The organism is Curtobacterium sp. MCBA15_005 (genome assembly GCF_001864855.1).
Lineage (GTDB): Bacteria > Actinomycetota > Actinomycetes > Actinomycetales > Microbacteriaceae > Curtobacterium > Curtobacterium flaccumfaciens.
The window spans coordinates 32,498-53,409 of sequence record NZ_MJGL01000056.1; the positions used below are offsets into that span (position 1 = coordinate 32,498).

A 20,912-nucleotide genomic window follows, 5' to 3' on the forward strand; every position below is an offset into this window, starting at 1 on the left:
TCCGGGGCAGTCCTCAGTGGTGCAGGCCGAGCACCTTCGCGGTGCGCTCGAGCGTGGCGTCCGCCAGCTCCGGGTCGTCGCCGAGGTCCTGCCCGTAGGTCGGCACCATCGCTCGGACGTCGTCCTGCCAGGCGTCCCAGCGGTCCGGGAAGCACCGGTGCAGCATCGTGAGCATGATCGGCACGGCGGTCGAGGCTCCCGGCGACGCCCCGAGCAGCCCCGCGATCGAACCGTCGGCGGCGGTGATGACCTCGGTGCCGAACTGCAGCACGCCGCCCTTGTCCTTGTCGGGCTTGATCACCTGGACGCGCTGCCCAGCGGTGATGCGGTGCCAGTGCTCGGGCTCGGCGCTCGGCATGAAGTCACGGAGCGCCTCGAACTTGGTGTGCTTCGACGCGAGGAGCTGGCCGACCAGGTAGCGGACCAGGTCGAAGTTCGAGAACGCGACACTCAGCATCGGGCGGAGGTTGTGCGGCCGGATCGAGCGGAACAGGTCGAGGACCGAGCCCTGCTTCAGGAACTTCGGGCTGAACCCGGCGTACGGCCCGAACATCAGCGACGAACCACCGTCGACGATGCGGGTGTCGAGGTGCGGCACCGACATCGGCGGGGCGCCGACACTGGCCTTGCCGTAGACCTTGGCCGAGTGCTTCTGCACCACCTCGGGGTCGTCGGTGCGCAGGAACTCGCCCGACACCGGGAAGCCGCCGTAGCCCCGGATCTCCGGGATGCCGGACTTCTGCAGCAGGTGCAGGGCTCCGCCGCCGGCGCCGACGAAGACGAACTTCGCGGCGATGCGCTGCGGCGACCGGCCGATCTCGTTGCGGACGTTGAGCACCCAGCCCTCGGACACCTTCGAGCGGGTCAGGTTGGTGACCTGGTGCGAGGGTTCGAACTCGACACCGTCGATCTCGAGCTGGTCGAAGAGCTGGCGGGTGAGCGACCCGAAGTCGACGTCCGAGCCGGCCGCCGAGTAGGTCGCCGCGATCGGCTGGTCCTTCTTGCGGCCGGGGATGAGCGCCGGCGCCCACTTCCGGATCTGCGCCGGGTCGTCCGAGAACTCGATGCCCGCGAAGAGCGGGTGGTCACGCATGGCCTCGTACCGAGCACGCATGTAGGCGACGTTGGCCTCGCCCCAGACGAACGAGATGTGCGGCGTGGGGTTGATGAAGTTCGACGGCTCCGGCAGCACACCGGTCTCGACCAGGTGCGCCCAGAACTGCCGCGAGACCTGGAACTGCTCGTTGACCGTGACGGCCTTCGCGATGTCGACACGGCCGTCCGGCAGTTCCGGCGTGTAGTTCAGCTCGCACAGTGCCGAGTGCCCGGTACCGGCGTTGTTCCACGGGTTCGAGGACTCCTGCGCAACCGTGCCGAGCCGCTCGTACACGCGGATCTTCCAGCTGGGCTCGAGCTTGTGGATGATGGCCCCGAGCGTGGCACTCATGATGCCTCCGCCGATCAGGACGACGTCGATGGGGTCCACCTGCTGCTCTGCCACCCGTCGATCCTACCGGCGGCATCCGACAGACGGACAGGAGGCCCGTGGCGGTGTCGCCACGGGCCTCCTGTCCGTCTGCTGGTCGCGCTCGGCGCGCTACGCGTCGACGGAGCGGCGCGCGACGATCGTCTCCGCGATCTGCACCGCGTTGAGCGCGGCACCCTTCCGCAGGTTGTCGTTGCTGACGAATAGGACGAGGCCGCGGCCCTCGGGCGCGGACTGGTCCGCGCGGATGCGGCCGACGAACGCCGGGTCCTGGCCGGCGGCCTGCAGCGGGGTCGGGACGTCGGAGAGTTCGACTCCGGGTGCGCTCGACAGGATCTCGGTCGCACGCTCGGGCGACAGCGGACGCTCGAACTCGGCGTGCACCGAGATGGAGTGCCCGGTGAACACGGGGACGCGCACGCACGTGCCGGCGACGAGCAGGTCGGGAAGCTCGAGGATCTTCCGGCTCTCGTTCCGGAGCTTCTTCTCCTCGTCGGTCTCGCCCAGGCCGTCCTCGACGATGCTGCCGGCGAGCGGCACGACGTCGAAGGCGATCGGGCGGACGTACTTGACGGGCTCGGGGAACGTCACGGCGGATCCGTCGTGCGTCAGCGCAGCGGTGTCCTGCTCGAGCGCGGCCTTCGCCTGGCCCAGGAGTTCCTCGACCCCGGCGAGCCCGGAACCCGAGACCGCCTGGTAGGTCGTCGCGACCAGGCGGCGGAGCCCGGACTCGGTGTCGAGCACCTTGAGCACCGGCATGATCGCCATGGTCGTGCAGTTCGGGTTCGCGATGATGCCCTTCGGCGCCTGGTCGATGGCGTGCGGGTTCACCTCGCTCACGACGAGCGGGACGTCGGGGTCCATGCGCCAGGCGCTCGAGTTGTCGACGACGAGCGCTCCGGCTGCGGCGAACTTCGGCCCGAGGGCCCGCGAGGCGGTGGCCCCGGCGGAGAACAGCGCGATGTCGATGCCGGACGGATCGGCGAGCTCGGAGTCCTCGACCACGATCTGCTCGCCCCGGAACGGCAGCGTTGTACCGGCGGAACGGGCGCTCGCGAAGAAGCGGACCCGGTCGGCCGGGAACGCGCGCTCTTCGAGCAGGCGACGTATCACGGCGCCGACCTGGCCGGTGGCGCCGACGACGGCGACGGTGAGGGTGCTCATGCGGTGCTCCTGGTGGTTCAGCGGATCGACGGGTCAGCGGGCGTCAGCGGCCGGTGCCGGCGTAGACGACGGCCTCGGCGTCGGCGTCGAGGCCGAACGCGCTGTGCACGACGCGCATCGCCTCGTTCAGGGTGTCGGCGCGGGTGACGACCGAGATGCGGATCTCGGAGGTGGAGATCATCTCGATGTTGATCGACGCGTCGTGCAGGGCGCGGAAGAGCTGCGCCGAGACACCGGCGTTCGTGCGCATCCCGGCGCCGACCAGGGCGAGCTTTCCGATCTGGTCGTCGTACTGGATGCTCTCGTAGCCGATGTCGGCCTTCGCGACCTCGAGCGCCGTCAGCACGGTCTGGCCCTGGTCCTTCGGCAGGGTGAACGAGATGTCCGTCCGCCCGGTCGACGCCGCCGACACGTTCTGGACGATCATGTCGATGTTCGCCCCGGCGCGCGCGACGTTGGTGAAGATCTCGGCGGCCTTGCCCGGCTGGTCCGGGACCCCCACGACGGTGATCTTGCCCTCGGAGAGGTCTCCGGCGATCCCGGTGATGATCGGTTCTTCCACGGTTTCCCCCTCGGCAGGGTTGTAGACGATGGTGCCCTCGTTGTTGTTGAACGAGGACCGGACGTGCAGGGTGACGCCGTGCCGCCGGGCGTACTCGACGGCGCGGATGTACAGGACCTTGGCACCCGAGGCTGCGAGCTCGAGCATCTCCTCGCTGGTGACGCGGTCGACCTTGCGGGCCTTCGGCACGACACGGGGGTCGGCGGTGAAGATGCCGTCGACGTCGGTGTAGATCTCGCAGACGTCGGCGTCGAGTGCCGCGGCGAGGGCGACGGCCGTGGTGTCCGAGCCGCCGCGGCCGAGCGTGGTGATCTCGCCCGTGGTGCGGTTGAAGCCCTGGAACCCGGCGACGATCGCGACGTGGCCGGAGTCGAGCGCCTCGCGCACGCGCTTCGGGGTGACGTCGACGATGCGGGCCTTGCCGTGCTGGGCGTCGGTGAGCATGCCCGCCTGGCTGCCGGTGTAGGAGGACGCTTCGACCCCGAGGCTCTTGATCGCCATCGCGAGCAGCGCCATCGAGATGCGCTCCCCCGCGGTCAGGAGCATGTCGAGCTCACGGCCGGCCGGGATCGGCGTGACGGAGTGCGCCAGGTCGACGAGTTCGTCGGTGGTGTCGCCCATCGCCGACACCGCCACGACCACGTCGTTGCCGGCCTTCTTCGTCTCGACGATCCGCTTCGCCACGCGCTTGATGCTCTCGGCGTCCGCGACGGATGAACCACCGAACTTCTGCACGATCAAGGCCACTGGCTGGTACTCCCGGAGACGGCGACACCGCGAGGTCACGCGGTCTCACAATGGTAGTCGGTGTTTCGGGGATGTTGCGTGCGAGCGGGCCCCGACGCAAGGATCCTGCGTGGGGGTCAGCCGCCGACGACGCGGCGCCCCTCGAAGGCACGACCGAGCGTGACCTCGTCGGCATACTCCAGGTCGCCGCCGACCGGCAGCCCCGACGCGAGCCGCGTGGTGCGGATGCCCATCGGGACGAGCAGCCGGCTGAGGTAGGTCGCCGTCGCCTCGCCCTCGAGGTTGGGGTCGGTCGCGATGATGACCTCGGCCACGGTGCCGTCGGCCAGGCGCGTCATGAGCTGCTGGATGCGGAGGTCGTCCGGTCCGATGCCGTCGATCGGGCTGATCGCCCCGCCGAGCACGTGGTACAGCCCACGGAACTCCCGGGTGCGCTCGATCGCCGCCACGTCCTTCGCTTCTTCCACGACGCAGATCGTGGCCGGGGAGCGGCGCGGGTCACGGCAGATGCTGCACTGGACGTTCTCGGTGACGTTGCCGCAGATCTCGCAGAAGCGGACCCGCTCCTTGACGTCGGCCAGCAGCTCGGACAGACGACTCGGGTCGAACGACTCGGTCTGCAGGATGTGGAATGCGATGCGCTGCGCCGACTTCGGTCCGATGCCGGGCAGGCGGCCGAACTCGTCGATGAGGTCCTGGACGATCCCGTCGTACATCAGGCACCGTCCTGGTGGAGAGCGGTCTCCTCGATGAACTGGGCGTTGAGGATCTCACGCACGACGGCCTCGCCGTACCGGCCGGCGACCGGGGCGCGGCGCGCGGGCGGTGCGGTGCGTGCGGGAGCGGCGGCGGGCTGGGCCGCGCGCTGCGGTGCGGCCTGCTGCGCCGGGGCTGCCGGCGCAGCTGCTGCGGGCGCTGCTGGCGCTGCGCCGCGTCCGATCCCCGGGTCGGGGAACGGTGCGCCGTCGTCGTACGGTTCGTCGTCGAGCGGGTAGTCGTCGACCGGTACGCCCGGCACGACAGGACCGCCGGGAGGCACGGCGCCCGCTCCGGACGCCGCCTGCGGACCCGGGGTGGTCGGCTGGTCGGGCTTCCCGGCCGTGGCACCGGCCGGTCGCGCGGGTGCGGCCGACGGTGCCGGCTCGGTCGGCTGGGGCGTGCTCGTCTCGGCGGGGGCGACCGGCGCGGACGCCGGCACGGTGCCGAAGGGTGCCGCCCAGCTGGGCTCGACGGACTCCGGGACGGCGTCGGCGGTGGGGTCGCTGGCGGGGATCGTCGCGACCGCCCAGTCCGTCACCGGTGCACCGGAGGGAGCGGGGGTCGGCTCGGCCGGTGCCTGGTCGCGCTGCGGCGCGGACGCGGTCGGCGCTGCCTTCGGCTCCGGCGCGGACTTCGGCGCCGGCGCTGCCGTCGGCGCAGGGGCTGCCGTGGACTCGGGTGCTGCCGACGCGGCCTTCGGCTCCGTGGCAGGGGCGGCCGTCGGTGTGGGGGCGGCAGCGGACGCCGGCGCCGGGGCTTCCGGTGCTGTGGGCGCCGGAGCCGGGCTCGCGGCGGCGGGCGCCTGCGCAGCGGGGGCCGGACGCTGGGCCGGTGCGGCCTGCTGCGCCGGAGCCGGCTGCTGCTGCTGCTGCTGCTGCTGGGGACGCTGCTGCTGTCCGGGCCCGCGGGCGACGAACTTCACGCGGAGCCCGAGGACGTCCACGATGGCGGCGCGGAGCAGTTCGCTGACGCTGGCCGAGGGGTCGGACATCTCCTTGAACGAGGCGACGTCCTGCTGGCTCGGGAACGTCAGCGTCAGCACGTCGTCGCGGAGCGCGGTGACCTGCGCCGTGACGACCACCGACCACGCCGAACGCTTGGCGTGCTGCACGTGCTCGACGATCTGCGGCCAGGAGTCGCGCATCTGCTGGAAGCCGACGGCACCGACGGTCCGGACGGCGGGCTCGTCACCGATCGTCGTGCCCTGACCGGTGGACGACGGACTGACCGGCTCGGCAGCGGCCTTCGCGGGCGCGGGCTCCGGCTTCGCGGGCTCGGGCTTCGCGGGCTCGGCCGAGGTCTGCTCGGGCGCTCCAGGGGTGCTCGGAGCGACCGCTGCCCACGACGCTGCGGCGTCACGAGCCACGGCTCCGGAGTCGGCCTGCGGCGCGGCGGGCTGCTCGACGGGACGCTCGGGCGTCGTGCGAGGCGCTGCCGGAGCGGGCGACGGGGCGAGGGAGGGGGCAGGAGCCGCGGCTGCCGGCTGCTCACGACGCGGTGCAGCGGCGACGGCGGGAGCGGACTGCTCGCCGGCGCCGGCCTGGTGTCCACCGGCGTCGTGTCCACCGGCGTCGCCCACCCCGACGCGACGTTCCAGCCGCTCCACCCGGGCGAGGGCCCCGCGCTGGGTGTCGTCAGCCTCGGGCACGAGCATCCGGGCCGTCATGAGTTCGAGGTGCAGCCGGGGCGAGGTCGCGCCGGTCATCTCGGTGAGGGCCCGGTTCGCGATGTCGGCGGAACGGGAGAGCCCGGTCGCGCCGAAGACCCCGGCCTGGCGGCTCATGGTGTCGAGCTCTTCCGGTGAGACCCCGCGCAGGACCGCGGCGGCGCTCTCGTTGGTCGCCGCGACGACGATCAGGTCGCGCAGGCGCTCGAGCAGGTCCTCGACGAAGCGGCGGGGGTCCTGTCCGGTCTGCACGACACGGTCGATCGCGGCGAACGCGGACGCCGGGTCGGCGACGGCCAGGGCGTCGACGACGTCGTCGAGCAGGGCGGCGTCGGTGTAGCCGAGCAGGGCCACGGCACGCTCGTAGGCGATCGCCCCGTCTTCGCTGCCGGCCATCAGCTGGTCCAGCAGGGACAGGGTGTCACGGACGGATCCGCCGCCGGCACGCACCACCAGGGGCAGGACGCCGGGGGCCACCGACACGGACTCCTGCGTGCAGAGCTGCTCGATGTACTCGAGCATCACCGCGGGCGGGACGAGCCGGAACGGGTAGTGGTGGGTGCGCGACCGGATGGTGCCGATGACCTTCTCGGGCTCGGTCGTCGCGAAGATGAACTTGACGTGCTCCGGGGGTTCCTCGACCAGCTTGAGCAGCGCGTTGAAGCCCTGCGGCGTCACCATGTGCGCTTCGTCGAGGATGAAGATCTTGTAGCGGTCGCGGGCCGGGGCGAACACGGCACGGTCGCGCAGGTCACGCGCGTCGTCGACACCGTTGTGGCTCGCGGCGTCGATCTCGATGACGTCGAGCGAGCCGCTGCCGTCGCGGGCGAGTTCCACGCAGCTCGGGCAGACACCGCAGGGTGTGTCGGTCGGGCCCTCGGCGCAGTTCAGGCAGCGCGCGAGGATGCGGGCCGACGTCGTCTTGCCGCAGCCACGCGGGCCACTGAACAGGTAGGCGTGGTTGACGCGGTTCGTGCGGAGCGCCGTGCGGAGCGGGTCGGTGACCTGCGACTGCCCGATCAGCTCGGCGAAGTTCTCGGGCCGGTAACGGCGATACAGGGCGGTGACCACGCGACAAGGGTAGCCGTCACGACCGACAACCCGCGTGCCCGTCCACAGGTCGTCCCGCCGGGCCGGACCACCCACAGGCGGTGGGCCGAGCGCCCGGACGGCACCGCGCCTCCCGTCCGTCTGGTCGACGGGCGGGAGGCGCGGTGTGTGACGCTGGTGCGGACTCAGCCGCGGGTGCGGCGACGGAACCCGCGGGCGAGGCGGGAGAGCCCCAGCAGCAGGAACCCGAGGGCCACCAGGCCCGCCGCGGTGCCGGCGATCGGGACGACGTCCGCGCCGGTCCAGGCGAGGTCACCGGTGCCGTTGCCGGAGCCAGCGATCCCGGTGCCGGAGCCGTTCCCGGAGCCACCGCCGATGCCGTTGCCGGTCCCGATGCCGCTCCCGGAGCCCCCGCCGGTCCCCGGCGTGCCGGGCAGCCCGGGCGTACCGGGCGTACCGGGCGTACCGGGCGTTCCGGGCGTCCCCGGGGTGCCGGGCGTACCCGGCTCCTCCGGGTCCACGGCGTCGTCCATCACCATGACGCGGAGCATCTGCGCCTGCGAGGTGAACCCGCCGACCGACTGGGTGACGCGCAGCATGTGCCCGCCGACCGGCAGCCCGACCATGACCCACCACGTGCCGTCCTCGTCGGCCGTCGTGGCGACCGCGTCGCGGCCCATCGGCTGCACGGTGACGGTCGCGCCGGGCTCCGCGGTACCGGTGACCATCAGGTCGTGGTCACCGTCCTCGTCCGCCGTGTACTGCGAACCCGGTGTCGGCGAGGTGACCGCGAGCGGCTCCAGGGTGTCGACCACGATCGGCACCTGCGGCGCCGCCGAGGTCGTGCCGTTCACCGACTGCGTGGCGCCGATCGTCCACTCCCCCTCGGGGACGCGCTCGAACGCGACGCTCCACGCGCCCTCGTCGTCGGCGGTGGTGGTGCGGACCTGCCCTGTGGACAGGGTCACCGTCACCGCGGCGCCGGGGGTGGCCTGACCGGTCACCGTGAACGAGCCGGTGTCCCCGAAGCCGTCCGCCTGGATCAGCTGCCCGGGGTCGGGGCTCGTGATGACGATGCCCGTCTCCTGCGCGGCCACGACCGTGACGTCGGCGGTCACCGGGTCGGAGGTCCGACCGCCGACCGTCTGCGTCACCGACACCGTGTGGTCCCCGAGCGGGACGCCACCGATCGTGACCGTCCACGAACCGTCGTCGCCGGCGGTCGTCGTCGCGCTCCGGCCGTCGACGTCGACCGTGACGGTCGCACCGGGCTCGGCGGTACCGCTCACCGGGACCGACGTCGTCGACCCCGTGGTCGGGAACGCCTGGCCGTCGGTCGGGCTCGAGATGACGACCGGCGTCGCGGCCGTCACGGTGAAGCCGACCCGCGGGGCGTCGGTGGTGGCACCGTCGACCGTCTGGCTGGCGGCGACGGTGTGGGTCCCCTCGGCGACGTCCGGCACCGTCACGGACCACGCGCCGTCGTCGTCCGCGGTCGTCGTGACCGCGGTGCCGTCGTCGATGCGGACCGAGACCGCGGCGTTCGGTGCCGAGGTACCGGTCACGCGCACGTCGGTCGAGCCGCCGAGCACCCGGTGGTCGGCGCCGTCGGCCGGGCTGGTCACGACGATCGCGTCCGCGGCGGCGACCACGACGGTCACGTCACGCTCGATCGCGTCGGACGTCGTGCCGTTCACGACCTGGCTGACGACGAGCGTGTGCTCGCCCGCCGGCACGTCGACCAGCGTGGTCTCCCACCGTCCGTCGGTGCCGACACGGACCACGACCGGGTCGGCGTCGTCGAGGACGACGCGGACCGTCGCGCCGGGCTGGCCCTCGCCGCCGACCGGGACGGTCGCGGTGGGGTCGGTGCTCGGCACGGTGAACGTGGTGTCGTCCGCCGGGGCGGTGACCGTCAGCGCCGCACCGGGTGCGACGGTGAAGGTGCTGCGCACCGCTGCGGATGTCGAGCCGTCGACCGTCTGGGTCGCACGGATCGTGTGCTCGCCGACGGCGGTGTCCGGCAGGTCGACGCTCCAGGTGCCGGCGTCGGTCGCGGTCACGGTCCGGGCGTCGCCGCCGTCGATCGTGACACGGACCTCGGCACCGGGCTCGGCGGCCCCCGCGGCGGTGAGGGTCGCGAGCGAGTCGCGCTGGGCGACCCGGATCGTGGTCCCGTCCGCCGGGGTGGCGATCGTGATCGGGTCGGCGACGAGGACGCGGACGTCCACCGTCACCGGCGCGGACTCGGTGCCGTCGACGCGCTGCGTGACGCTGACGGTCGTGGTGCCGGCCGGCACACCGGGGACCGAGACGCTCCACGCGCCGTCGTCGTCCGCGGTGGTCGACTCGGTGCGACCGTCGCCCAGGTCGACCACGATGGTCGCGCCCGGCTCGGCGGTGCCGGCGACGTCGACCGTCGTCGTGCCGTCCCCGTCGGCGACCGTGTACTCCTGGTCGGCCGTCGGCTCGGTGATGACGACGGGCGCGCCCGCCTCGATCTCGAACGTCGTCCCGACCGGGGTGGTCGAGGTCGAGCCGTCCACGGTCTGCGTCACCTCGACGGTGTGCTCGCCGACACCGAGGTCCGGCACGTCGACGCTCCACGAGCCGTCGTCTCCGGCGGTGACCTCGACGGGGTCGCGGTCGTCGACGGTGACCGTCACCGTGGCGCCGGGCTGGGCGTCACCGGCGACCGTCACGGTCGTCGTCGCGTCACCGTCGGCCACCGTGATGGGGTCGTCGCCGGGCTCACGGATGATCAGGTCGGCAGCCGCGACCACGGACACCGGTCGTTCGACCGCCGCACTCGTGGTGCCGTTCAGGGCCTGCGTGACCGAGGCCGTGAACGAGCCGGTCGGCACGTCCTCGACCGTGGTCGCCCAGCGGCCGTCCTCGTCCACGGTCGCCGTGGCGCTCCCACCGTCGCCGAGGTCGACCGTGACGGTCGCGCCCGGTTCCCCGGTGCCGGCGAAGTCCACCCCGGTGGTGGCGTCGTCGTCCGCCACCGTGACGGTGGTGGCACCCCGCGGCGTGGACACGACGAGCGGGGCGCCGGCACGGACCGACACCGCCGCCGTCACCGGCGTCGAGGTCTGTCCGCCGACGACCTGCGTCGCGGTGACGCGGTGGTCGCCCACCGGGACGTCCTGGAAGGTGGTCTCCCACCGGCCGTCCTCGTCCGCCGTCACCGTCTCGGTCTCGCCGGTCGAGATCCGGACCGTCACCTCGGCGTCGGGCTGCGCCCGACCGGTCACCTCGACGTCGGCGGTGCCGGACGTGTCGGCGACCGTCACGACGTCGCCGTCCTCCGGGGTCACGATGGTGAGCGCGGTTCCGGCCCGCACGGTGACGGTCTGGTCCGGACTGGAGGCGGTGGTCCCGCCGACCGTCTGGCTGGCGGTGAGCGTCGGGGTGCCGACACCGACCCCACCGAACGTGACCGTCCAGTCGCCGTCCGCGTCCGCGGTGGTGGTCGCCTCGTCGTCGCCGAGACGCACCGTCACCGGCGCACCCGGCTCCGCCGAACCCGTGACCACGACGTCGCGCGTCGCGTCGGCGTCCGGCACGAGCAGGACCGCATCGGTCCCCGGTGCGGTGATCGTGACGGCTTCGGCGGCCTCGATCGTGATCGTGCGCCCGACCGGGTCGGAGGTGCGCGGGTCGGAGACGCTGCCGGCCAGGGTCTGGGTGACCGAGACCTGGTGCACGTCGACGCCGAGGTCGGGGAACGCGACCGACCACGTGCCGTCGGCACCGACCGTCGTCTCCTGGTCCTCGGAGCCGGCGAGGGTCGCCGTGACCGCGGCGCCGGGCTGGCCGGTGCCGGTGACCGTGACGTCGCGCTCGACGTCGGGTCCGGCGACCGTGATCGGGTCCGTGTCGGGACCGGTGATCGTCAGCGCGTTGGCCGTGACGACCTCGAAGGTGATCGGGACGGCGCTCGTCACGACGTCCTCGACCTCCTGGCTGGCCGACGCCGTGTAGACGCCGGTCGGGGCGAGACCGGTCGCGTCGACCGCCCACCGCCCGTCGTCGTCAGCCGTGGTGGTGAACCGGGTGCCGGGGCCGACCGAGACGGTCACCGCAGCGCCGGGCTCGGCCGTGCCGGTGATCCGGACGGTCGCGGTGGCGTCGGCGTCGACCACGACGAAGCGTGCGCCGCTCGCCGGGGTGTCGATGACGATGGCGTTGCCGGGGACCACAGTGAAGTCACGCGTGACCACCGGGCCGTCGGTGCCGTTCACGGTCTGCACGGCCTCGACGGTGTGCTCGCCGATGCCGAGCTGCGTGGTCGGGAGCTCCCAGTTGCCGGCCGTGTCCGTGACGACCTCGACGGGGTCACCGTCGTCGATCGTGACGGCGACGGTCGCGCCGGGCTCCGCGGTGCCGCGGACGACCACGTTGGCCTGGCCGCCGGTGCCGGCGGGCACCTGCTGGGCGTCACCCGGTGCCACGATGACGAGCTCGTCGCCGGCCTCGACCGCGAAGTCACGGTCCACCGGTGCCGAGGTCGCGCCGTCGACGGTCTGGGTGACCGTCGCGGTGTGGTCGCCGGTGCCGACGTCGGTGAGGACCACCGACCAGGCGCCCTGCAGGTTCGCCGTCGTGGACACCGCGTCGCCGTCGTCCAGGACGACCTCGATGCGGGCGCCGGGCTGCGCGGTGCCCCGCACGGTGACGTCGACGACGGAGTCGTCGGTGGCGACCGTGACCGTGGCGTCCTGCGCCGGAGCGGTCACGGCGAGCTGGGCGCCCGCCTGCACCGTGACGACCTGGCGGACGGCCGGCGAGGTGGTCCCGCCGACGGTCTGCGTCGCCGAGATCGTGTACCGACCGGCCGGGACGTCGGTGACGGTCAGCGTCCAGGTGCCGTCGTCGTCGGCCGTCGTGGTGGCGGTCAGTCCGTCGCCGAGCGAGACCCGCACCTCGGCGCCGGCCTCGGCCGTGCCTGCCAGGTCGAGGTCGGTGGTGGTGTCGGCGTCGAGGACGGTGACGACGTCGCCGTCCTCCGGCGAGGTAATCGCGAGCGGGTCGCCCGCCTCGACGGTGAAGGTGGTCTCCACCGGGCCGGACGTGGTGCCGTCGACGCTCTGCCGCGCAGTGGCGGTGCGCTCTCCGACCGGGACGTCGGCGAAGGTCGTCGTCCAGGCACCGTCCTCGTCCGCGGTCACCGCGGCGGTGAAGGAACCACCGATGCCGACGGTGACCCGGGCGTTCGGGGCGGCCGAGCCGGACACCGTCACCGGGGTGGTCGAGCTCTCGTCGGCGACGGTGATGGTGCTGCCGTCGGCCGGCTCGTCGATTGTCAGCGCGGGGGCCGCCGTCACGGTGAAGTCCCGGGTGACCGGGGCACTCGTGGTGCCGCCGACGGTCTGGGTGACCTCGGCCGAGTACTCCCCGGCCGGGACGTCCGTGACGCTCGTCGACCAGGTGCCGTCGGCGTTCGCGCGGGTGCTGGCGGTCAGGCCGTCACCGAGGTCGACGTCCACGCGGGCACCGGCCTGTGCGCTGCCGGAGAACGGGACGGACCGGGTGTCGCCGGCGAGCGGGAAGTCCTGGTCCGCCGTGGGGGTGTCGACGGTCAGGCCGGCCGCGGCCACGACCCGGAAGGGCCGGGTCACGGGTGCCGAGGTCGTGTCGCCGACGGTCTGCGTGACGCTCGCCGTCTGCTCGCCGACCGGGACCTCGGGGACGGTGACGCTCCAGGCGCCGGCGTCGTCCGCCGTGCCCGTCGCGGTCACGCCGCCGCCCAGGTCGACGCTGATGCGCGCGTTCGCCGTCGCGGTGCCCGTCAGGGTGACCGGGGCGGTCTCCCCCGTCGTCGTGAAGGTCTGACCGGCCGTGGGAGTGGTGATCGTCAGGGCGCGCTGGGCCACGACGGAGAAGTCCTGCGTCGCGGTGCCGGCCGCGGTGCCGCCGACCGTCTGGGTCGCGGTCGCGGTGTACGCACCGGTGGGGACGTCGGCGATGGTCGTCGTCCAGGTCCCGTCGGCAGCGACGGTCGCGGTGCCGGTCCGGTCCCCGCCGAGGCTGACCGCCACGGTGGCGCCGGGCTCCCCGGCCCCGCTCACGACGACGCTGCGGGTCGAGGTCGCCGACGGCACGGTGAACTGCTGTCCGGCCGTGGGCGCCGTGATGGTCGGAGCCGCGAACGCCGTGGCGCGCACGGTCGAGGTGGCGAGGTCCACGGTGGCGACGTTCGCCCCGGGGAGCACGGAGAGCCGCAGGGCGTGCACGCTCCGCGATCCGGTGTCGTACCCGCGGGGGTCGCGGAAGCCGGTGGTGTCCTGCGCGTTCACGGTGAGGTCGACGACCTGACGGAGCAGCAGCACGACGGGGCTCAGCAGGGTGGAGACGGCCGAGGTCGTCGCCGTGAGCGTCGTGCCGAGGTTCGTCAGGGCCGTGCCCGTCACCAGGGGACGCACGATGGTCTGCAGTGCCGGGATGACGACGGTGTTGACCGCCGGGGCGAGCAGGGTGCCGAGCACGTTCAGCCCGAGGGGGCCACCGGTCGCCGTCACCGTGGCGGCGGCGGGCGACGTGCCGGCGAGTGCGCCGAGCGTGGTGTCCGCGCGGAGGGCCAGTGCGGTGAGCGGGATGCCCGCGAGGTTGACGTTCGCGGTGACGTTCACCCGCACGGCGGTCGAGTCGATCGTGTTGACGACCGCGGTCTGCAGCGCCGTCGGCAGCTGCGTGCCGAGGATCGTCGTGATGCTCCGGTTGATCGAGCTCACGGCCGCTTCGGTCAGCACCGACGTGTTCGCCGGCTGACCGTTGAGCGTGGTGAGCCGGTCGAGGTCGACCGTGATCGCGCCGGTCGACGGGGTGATCGTCACCGCACCGTCCGTGAGCGGCTGCTGCAGCACACGGGTCAGGGTGTCGTCGAGGTTCAGGTCGACGGTCGCGGTGACCGTCGTGCCGTTGACGTTCACGAGTCCGAGGCTCGTCGTGCGGAGGAGGCGCTGCAGCTCGCTCGTCAGCGCCGTGGTCGTGCCGGACAGCGCCCCGTCGGCACCGACCGCGGAGTTCACCGTGCCCGAGAAGGTGCGCAGGTCGTTCCGGAGCGCCGTGCTGAGTCCGGCGACCGCCGGGCTCGTCAGGTTCAGGTCCGCGCCGGCGATCCGGTAGTCCGTCGTCGTCCCGACCGTGGTGCCACGCGTCGCCTGGATCCGGGACGCCAGGGCCCCGACCCGCAGCTGCGCGTTCGACAGCACCGTGGTGTCGGCGCCGACGCGCGAGAACAGCGGGTTGAGGTTGACCGTCGCAGCGCCGGTGCCGGACCCGGTGCCGACCCCGATGCCGCCGTCGTTCGTCAGGAGTCCCGACGACGCGGTCGCGCCCGCGGCCGAGGTCGTGGCGTACTGACCGTCGACGCCGAGGGTCAGGATGCCGTTCGGGCCGAGCAGGTCGATGTCGTTGCCGAGGTCCACCCCGACGGCGTTGAGCGCCGTCAGGTTGAGCGGCTGGTTCGTGGTGCCGCCGCCCGAGGCCGCGCCCCGCGCGGAGTACGCGCCGCCGAGCTGGGCAACCGCATCGGCGTCGACGATGCCCGAGCCGCTGAGCAGCAGCCCCTCGGCCTCGGCGACGTCGTTCTGGGCGGCCGCAGCGGGTTGGATCGCCACGGTGGCGGCGATGAGCGCCGTCACCGTGGCGACGACGCCGCCGCGCAGGAGGAACCGCCGACCGTCCGTCGCTCGTCCTCGAGCTCGGCCGTCGGCGCGGGTGATCCGTCGTGTCCGTTCGTCCGCTGCGGAGGGTACGGGGGTACCGGGCAGCGACGCGTGCCTGCGCATGCGTGTCTCTTTTCCTGGCGGGCGCGCCCGCCACCTGATCCTCGGAATCCACCGCTGGTGAGGCGGTGGAGGCTCCTCCGCTGGTGAGGCGGTGGAGGGTCGGAATCCTGGTTGGGGATTCCTGAGGCAGATCTTTACACATGATCAGGAAGCTGTCCGCAAGCATCGACGAAAAAGGACGCGAGACCTCCCGAACGGGGGGCGGACACCGGGGAGCCGACTCGACCCGGAACGAAGAAGACTCCTCACGCACCCGCCAGAGCCTGGTTACCCTTGCTGCGTTTCCGCCCTGGGGGAGTTGGCCTGGATGGCGTCACGTGAGGAGCCGCCGAGAAGTCTACCGGACGCGACGGGCAGACTCGAACACATGAAGATCGCCATCGCCGGAGGACACGGCCAGATCGCCCTGCTCCTCGCCCGCCAGATCACCGACGCCGGCCACGACGCCGTCGCGATCGTCCGCAACCCTGCGCACGTGGCCGACGTCGAGCAACAGGGGGCGCGTGCGATCGTCGCCGACCTGGAGCAGCTCGGCGACGACGACCTCGCGCTCCGCCTGCGCGGTGTCGATGCCGTGGTGTTCGCCGCCGGTGCCGGGCCGAACAGCGGCGCCGAGCGGAAGCTCACCGTCGACCGTGACGGTGCGATCCTGCTCGCCGACGCCGCCGAGCGTGCCGGCATCGAGCGCTACGTGATGATCTCCGCGATGGCGGCCGACACCTACGACCCCGAGCTCGCCGTCGTGCCCGCGCAGGACGACGCCGCGGTGTTCCAGGTCTACCTGCGGGCGAAGGCCGAGGCGGACGCGAACCTGCGGGCCCGACGCCTCCGCTGGACGATCGTGCGTCCCGGCGGCCTGCTCGACACCCCGCCGCAGGGCACGGTCCACGTCGGCCGGACGGTCCCGCGCGGCTCGATCCCCCGCGCGGACGTCGCGACCGTCGTCCTGCACGCCCTGCTCGACGACGCCGCGGTCGGCGTGCAGTTCGAGGTCACCAGCGGCGACACCCCGATCCCGGCGGCGCTGGGCGCCCTGACCTGACCGGTCGGCGCCGGCCGCACCGTGCGGTGGACGCGACCCACGGACGGACGGGAGGCACGGAGCCAGCCCGCGCCGCGCCTCCCGTCCGCAGCCTGCGGGCGAGCCGACGCGAGGCGACACGCGCCCCGCACGTCAGAGCGCGACCGCAGCCGACTGCCGGGCGATCTCGAGCTCCTCGTTCGTCGGGATCACGAGCACCGCGACACGTGAGCCGTCGGTGGAGATGCGGCGGGCGTCGCGCGACGCCAGCTCGTTGCGGTCCGGGTCGATCTCGATGCCCAGGTGCTCGAGCCCCGCGAGCACGCGCCGCCGCAGCAGGGCGTTGTTCTCGCCGACCCCCGCGGTGAACACGACCGCGTCGAGCCCGCCGAGCTGTGCCGTGTAGGCGCCCACGTACCGACGGATGCGGTGGCGGTACACGGCGAGCGCCGCCTCCGCCTGCTCGTCGCCCTTGGTGGCGGCGTCCTGCACGTCCCGCATGTCGCCGTTGCCGGTCAGGCCGAGCAGACCGGACCGCTTGTTGAGCATGGTGTCGAGCTCGTCGAAGGTCATCCCGGCCTCGCGGTGCAGGTGGATGAGCACCGCGGGGTCGAGGTCGCCGGAGCGGGTGCCCATGACGAGCCCCTCGAGCGGGGTCAGCCCCATCGAGGTCTCGATGGACTTCCCGCCGTCGATCGCCGCGACCGAGGCGCCGTTGCCCAGGTGCAGCACGATCGTCTTGAGCTCGGCGAGTGGCCGGTCGAGGAACTCCGCGGCCTGCTCGGAGACGTACTTGTGGCTGGTGCCGTGCATGCCGTAGCGGCGGATCCCGTACTCGGCGGCCAGGTCGGCGGGGATCGCGTACGTGTACGCGTGCGGCGGCATCGTCTGGTGGAACGCGGTGTCGAACACGGCGACGTGCGGGACGTCCGAGAAGACCTGCTTCGCGGCGCGGATCCCCTCGAGGTTCGCGGGGTTGTGCAGCGGTGCGAGGCTGTTGAGGTCCTCGATCTGCTGCTCGACCTGGTCCGTGACGACCGTCGCGCGGTCGAAGGTGGTGCCCCCGTGCACGACGCGGTGGCCGACGACGGCGGGCGGGTGCTCGTCGAACGACGGCCCGACCTTCGCGAACGCGTCGATCATCGCCTGGAAGCCGGCCGCGTGGTCGGGCACCGACGCGGCGTCGTTCGACGACGACTCCCCCGTCAGCGCGTTGGTGTGCTTCCAGGCCCCGGCGGATTCGCCGATGCGCTCGACGAGTCCGGAGGCGAGCGTGCGCTCGTCCTCGAGTTCGATGAGCTGGTACTTGAACGAACTCGAGCCGGAGTTGACGACGAGGGCTGCGGTCACGGGGTGGTCACTTTCTGTCGGGCCTGGAGGCGCGGTGCGGGTCGGGCGGTCAGGCCGCGTCGGTCGCGGTGCCGGCCTGGATCGCGGTGATCGCGACGGTGTTCACGATGTCGCCCACCAGGGCGCCGCGCGACAGGTCGTTGATCGGCTTGCGCAGGCCCTGCAGGACCGGGCCGATCGCCACGGCGCCGGCCGAGCGCTGCACGGCCTTGTACGTGTTGTTGCCGGTGTTGAGGTCCGGGAAGATGAACACCGTCGCGCGGCCGGCGACCGGGGAGTCCGGCATCTTCGTCGACGCGACCGTGGGGTCGGCTGCGGCGTCGTACTGGATCGGGCCTTCGACGAGCAGGTCGGGCCGCCGTTCCCGCACGAACGCGGTGCCGGCGCGCACCTTGTCCACGTCGGCACCGGAACCGCTGTCGCCGGTGGAGTAGCTGAGCATCGCGACGCGGGGGTCGATGCCGAACTGGGTCGCGGTCTCGGCGGACGAGATCGCGATGTCGGCGAGCTGCTCGCTCGTCGGGTCCGGGATCACGGCGCAGTCGCCGTAGACGAGCACGCGGTCGGCGAGCGCCATCAGGAACACACTCGACACGATCGAGGTGTCCGGACGGGTCTTGATGATCTCGAACGACGGCCGGATGGTGTGCGCGGTGGTGTGCTTCGCGCCGGAGACCATGCCGTCGGCGAGCCCGAGCTGCACCATCATCGTGCCGAAGTACGAGACGTCGGTGACGGTATCGCGGGCGAGCTCGATCGACATCCCCTTGTGGGCACGGAGCCGGGTGTACTCCTCGGCGAAGCGCTCACGCAGCTCGGGGTCGAACGGCGAGACGAGCTGCGCGGCCTCGAGGTCGAGGCCGAGCTCGGTCGCCCGCGTGCGGATGGCCGCGGGGTCGCCGAGGATCGTCAGCTCGCAGACCTGGCGCTGCAGCAGGGTGGAGGCGGCGCGGAGGATGCGGTCGTCCTCGCCCTCGGGCAGGACGATGCGCTTGCCGTAGCTGCGCGCCCGGTCGAGCAGGCCGTGCTCGAACATGAGCGGGGTGACGACCCCGGACGGAGCGAGCTGCAGGCGGTCGCGCAGGGCCTCGGCGTCGACGTGCTGCTCGAACAGGGCGAGCGCGAGGTCGGCCTTCCGGGGCGAGTCGGCGGCCAGGCGGCCCCGGGTCTGGGTGATCCGGAGGGCGGTGTCGTAGGTGCCGAGGTCGTTCTGCGCGATCGGCAGCGAGCTCGACAGGCCCTCGAGCAGCCGGGACACCTGCGGGGCGATCTCGAACCCGCCGTTCAGGATGACGCCGGCCAGGCTCGGGAACGTCTCGGACTGGTTGGCGAGCAGCGTGGCGATGAGGACGTCGCTCCGGTCACCGGGGACGACGACGATGCCGCCCTCGATCAGCCGGGGCAGCACGTTCTCCATGCTCATGCCCGCGACGACGGTACCGAGGGCCTCACGGTCGAGCAGGGCGTCGTCACCGCGGACCAGGGTGGCGCCGGTGGCCTGCAGCAGGGCGCGGACCGTCGGGGCGACGAGCACACGGTCCTCGGGGATCGCCCACACCGGGACGTCGGGGTGGTCGTCGTGCACGGCCTGCTCGACGCTCGTCACGATGGCGGCGAGGGCGTCCGGGTCGGCACGGTTCACCACGACGCCGAACAGCTGCGCGTGTGCCGCCCGCAGCTCGCTCGTCGTGACGTCGGCGACCTGCGCCATGCCCTCGGGGGTGCGGGCCGCACGTTCGGCGGCGTCGCGCCCACCGAGCACGAGGAGCACCGGAGCGCCGAGGTTCGCGGCGACCTTCGCGTTGAAGGACAGCTCGGTGGGGCTCCCCACGTCGGTGTAGTCGGACCCGAGCACCACGACGGCGTCGCACTGCCGCTCGACCTGGGCGAACCGGTTGACGATGGTGCCGAGCGCCGCCTCGGGGTCGGCGTGCACGTCGTCGTAGGTGACCCCGACCGCGTCGTCGTACGAGATGCCGACGGCCGTGTGCTGCAGCAGCAGCTCGAGCACGTAGTCGGGTTCGACGACCGAGCGGGCGACGGGCCGGAACACGCCGACGCGGCCGACGGACCGGGCGAGGGTCTCGAGGACACCGAGGGCGACGGTGCTCTTGCCCGTGTGCCCTTCTGCTGACGTGATGTAGATGCGGGTCGACACGAGGCCCAGGGTAGTCGCCGCACATGTCACGACATCTGGGAGCACCGTCGCCGACGACACGCGGTCGTGAGCACCTCGGAGAACCTGTACCATTGGGTGTCGCCGTCGCGAGACGGTGTCAGGAGAATTCGCCTAGTGGCCTATGGCGCACGCTTGGAAAGCGTGTTGGGTGCAAGCCCTCGGGGGTTCGAATCCCCCATTCTCCGCAGCGAGCAAGACCGCAACACCCACGAAGGACCCGCACCGATCGGTGCGGGTCCTTCGTCGTTCCACAGTCGATCGGTCCCCCACCCTGCGGACGAGCGCGTGCCCTGTTCCCCCTCGGTTGGCCGGGAAACGCCGACCAGGGGTGGAACGGGCTGTCCCCGGTACCCGTCGGTCGCCTATGCTGGCCGAGCGAACGGCTCCGGGACGAGCCGACCGCGGTGCATCGAGCGGCAGGGGCGTCGCTCGGAGGGCGTGCTGGTCAGCGTGCCCGGAACACCCGAGGGGACGAGGAGACGCGCCATGGGGGACACCACCGTGCCCGCAGTGCCCGTGCGACCCGCCGTCTTCGACACGGTCCTCCGTCCGCGCCGGTCCCTCGTCCGTTCCACCGCGCTGAGCATCGCCTTCTCGGCCGTGCCGCTCGCCGTCGCCCTGGTCTGGGTCTCGTTCCCGTTCCGCACGTGGGCCGTGTTCGCCGGCATCGTCGTCGCGATGGCCGCGGCCGTCGGCATCGTGTTCGTCCGACTGCACACCGCGTTCATCGGGATCGACGACGACGGTCTGACGATCCGTGGCGTCCTCACGGCGCACCGTCGGATCCCCCGCGACCGCGTGCACAGCCTGGTGCTCGCCACGACCTTCGGCTCGTCCGTGGACCGGACCGTGCGGGAACTCGTCGCGTTCGACCGGACCGGCACCCACCTCTTCAGGCTCCGCGCCGACGTGTGGGGCGACGACGGGCTCGACCGTGTGGTCGACGCGCTCGGCGTGCAGGTCGTCGAAGAGTCGCGGCCGGTCTCCTCCCGCACCTTCGCGAAGCGCTACCCGACGAGCCGCGCCTGGTACGAGCAGCGGTCGGCGTTCCTGCTCGTCGGCGGCCTCGTCGTGCTGGTCGTCGGCGGGTTGCTCGCCGTCGAGTTCGCCGGTCTCAACGCCCCCTGACCCA

General features: G+C 72.6%; 10 protein-coding genes, 1 tRNA gene and 1 other RNA gene. 3 read left to right on the top strand and 9 right to left on the bottom strand.

What is annotated here, in order from left to right:
- Window positions 1-13: 13 nt before the first annotated feature.
- The 7 genes from BIU89_RS13835 to ffs form a co-directional block, all read right to left on the bottom strand.
- Complete coding sequence (locus BIU89_RS13835) at window positions 14-1,501, bottom strand: malate:quinone oxidoreductase (protein WP_083404379.1); 1,488 nt, start codon at window positions 1,499-1,501, stop codon at window positions 14-16.
- A gap of 96 nt (window positions 1,502-1,597) precedes the next feature.
- Complete coding sequence (locus BIU89_RS13840; protein ID WP_071247338.1) at window positions 1,598-2,650, bottom strand: aspartate-semialdehyde dehydrogenase; 1,053 nt, start codon at window positions 2,648-2,650, stop codon at window positions 1,598-1,600.
- Between the two features lie 43 nt (window positions 2,651-2,693).
- Window positions 2,694-3,959, bottom strand: coding sequence for an aspartate kinase (locus tag BIU89_RS13845; protein WP_017888681.1), 1,266 nt, complete (start codon window positions 3,957-3,959; stop codon window positions 2,694-2,696).
- A gap of 116 nt (window positions 3,960-4,075) precedes the next feature.
- The gene (gene recR / locus BIU89_RS13850; RefSeq protein WP_017888680.1) at window positions 4,076-4,675 is read right to left on the bottom strand and encodes a recombination mediator RecR; all 600 of its coding nucleotides are present in this window, start codon (window positions 4,673-4,675) and stop codon (window positions 4,076-4,078) included.
- Window positions 4,675-7,455 (bottom strand): DNA polymerase III subunit gamma and tau, encoded by a 2,781-nt coding sequence (locus BIU89_RS13855; protein WP_071247340.1) that lies wholly within the window; start codon window positions 7,453-7,455, stop codon window positions 4,675-4,677. The genes recR and BIU89_RS13855 overlap by 1 nt, the downstream gene beginning before the upstream one ends.
- 164 nt (window positions 7,456-7,619) lie before the next feature.
- Window positions 7,620-15,230 (bottom strand): choice-of-anchor G family protein, encoded by a 7,611-nt coding sequence (locus tag BIU89_RS13860; protein ID WP_071247342.1) that lies wholly within the window; start codon window positions 15,228-15,230, stop codon window positions 7,620-7,622.
- A gap of 233 nt (window positions 15,231-15,463) precedes the next feature.
- An RNA gene (ffs, locus tag BIU89_RS13865) (signal recognition particle sRNA small type) lies at window positions 15,464-15,560 on the bottom strand.
- A 37-nt stretch (window positions 15,561-15,597) separates the two neighbouring features.
- Between ffs and BIU89_RS13870 the strand changes: the two genes are divergently transcribed.
- Window positions 15,598-16,272, top strand: coding sequence for an SDR family oxidoreductase (locus BIU89_RS13870; RefSeq protein ID WP_027466391.1), 675 nt, complete (start codon window positions 15,598-15,600; stop codon window positions 16,270-16,272).
- A gap of 132 nt (window positions 16,273-16,404) precedes the next feature.
- Here the strand turns inward: BIU89_RS13870 and BIU89_RS13875 are convergent, their stop codons facing one another.
- Complete coding sequence (locus tag BIU89_RS13875) at window positions 16,405-17,601, bottom strand: acetate/propionate family kinase (RefSeq protein WP_027466390.1); 1,197 nt, start codon at window positions 17,599-17,601, stop codon at window positions 16,405-16,407.
- A 49-nt stretch (window positions 17,602-17,650) separates the two neighbouring features.
- The gene (gene pta, locus BIU89_RS13880; RefSeq protein WP_071247344.1) at window positions 17,651-19,759 is read right to left on the bottom strand and encodes a phosphate acetyltransferase; all 2,109 of its coding nucleotides are present in this window, start codon (window positions 19,757-19,759) and stop codon (window positions 17,651-17,653) included.
- A 121-nt stretch (window positions 19,760-19,880) separates the two neighbouring features.
- Between pta and BIU89_RS13885 the strand changes: the two genes are divergently transcribed.
- Window positions 19,881-19,965 (top strand) — tRNA-Ser (locus tag BIU89_RS13885).
- A gap of 301 nt (window positions 19,966-20,266) precedes the next feature.
- On the top strand, window positions 20,267-20,908 hold the full coding sequence (locus BIU89_RS13890) for a hypothetical protein (protein ID WP_027466388.1): 642 nt from the start codon (window positions 20,267-20,269) through the stop codon (window positions 20,906-20,908).
- The last annotated feature ends 4 nt before the right edge of the window (window positions 20,909-20,912 follow it).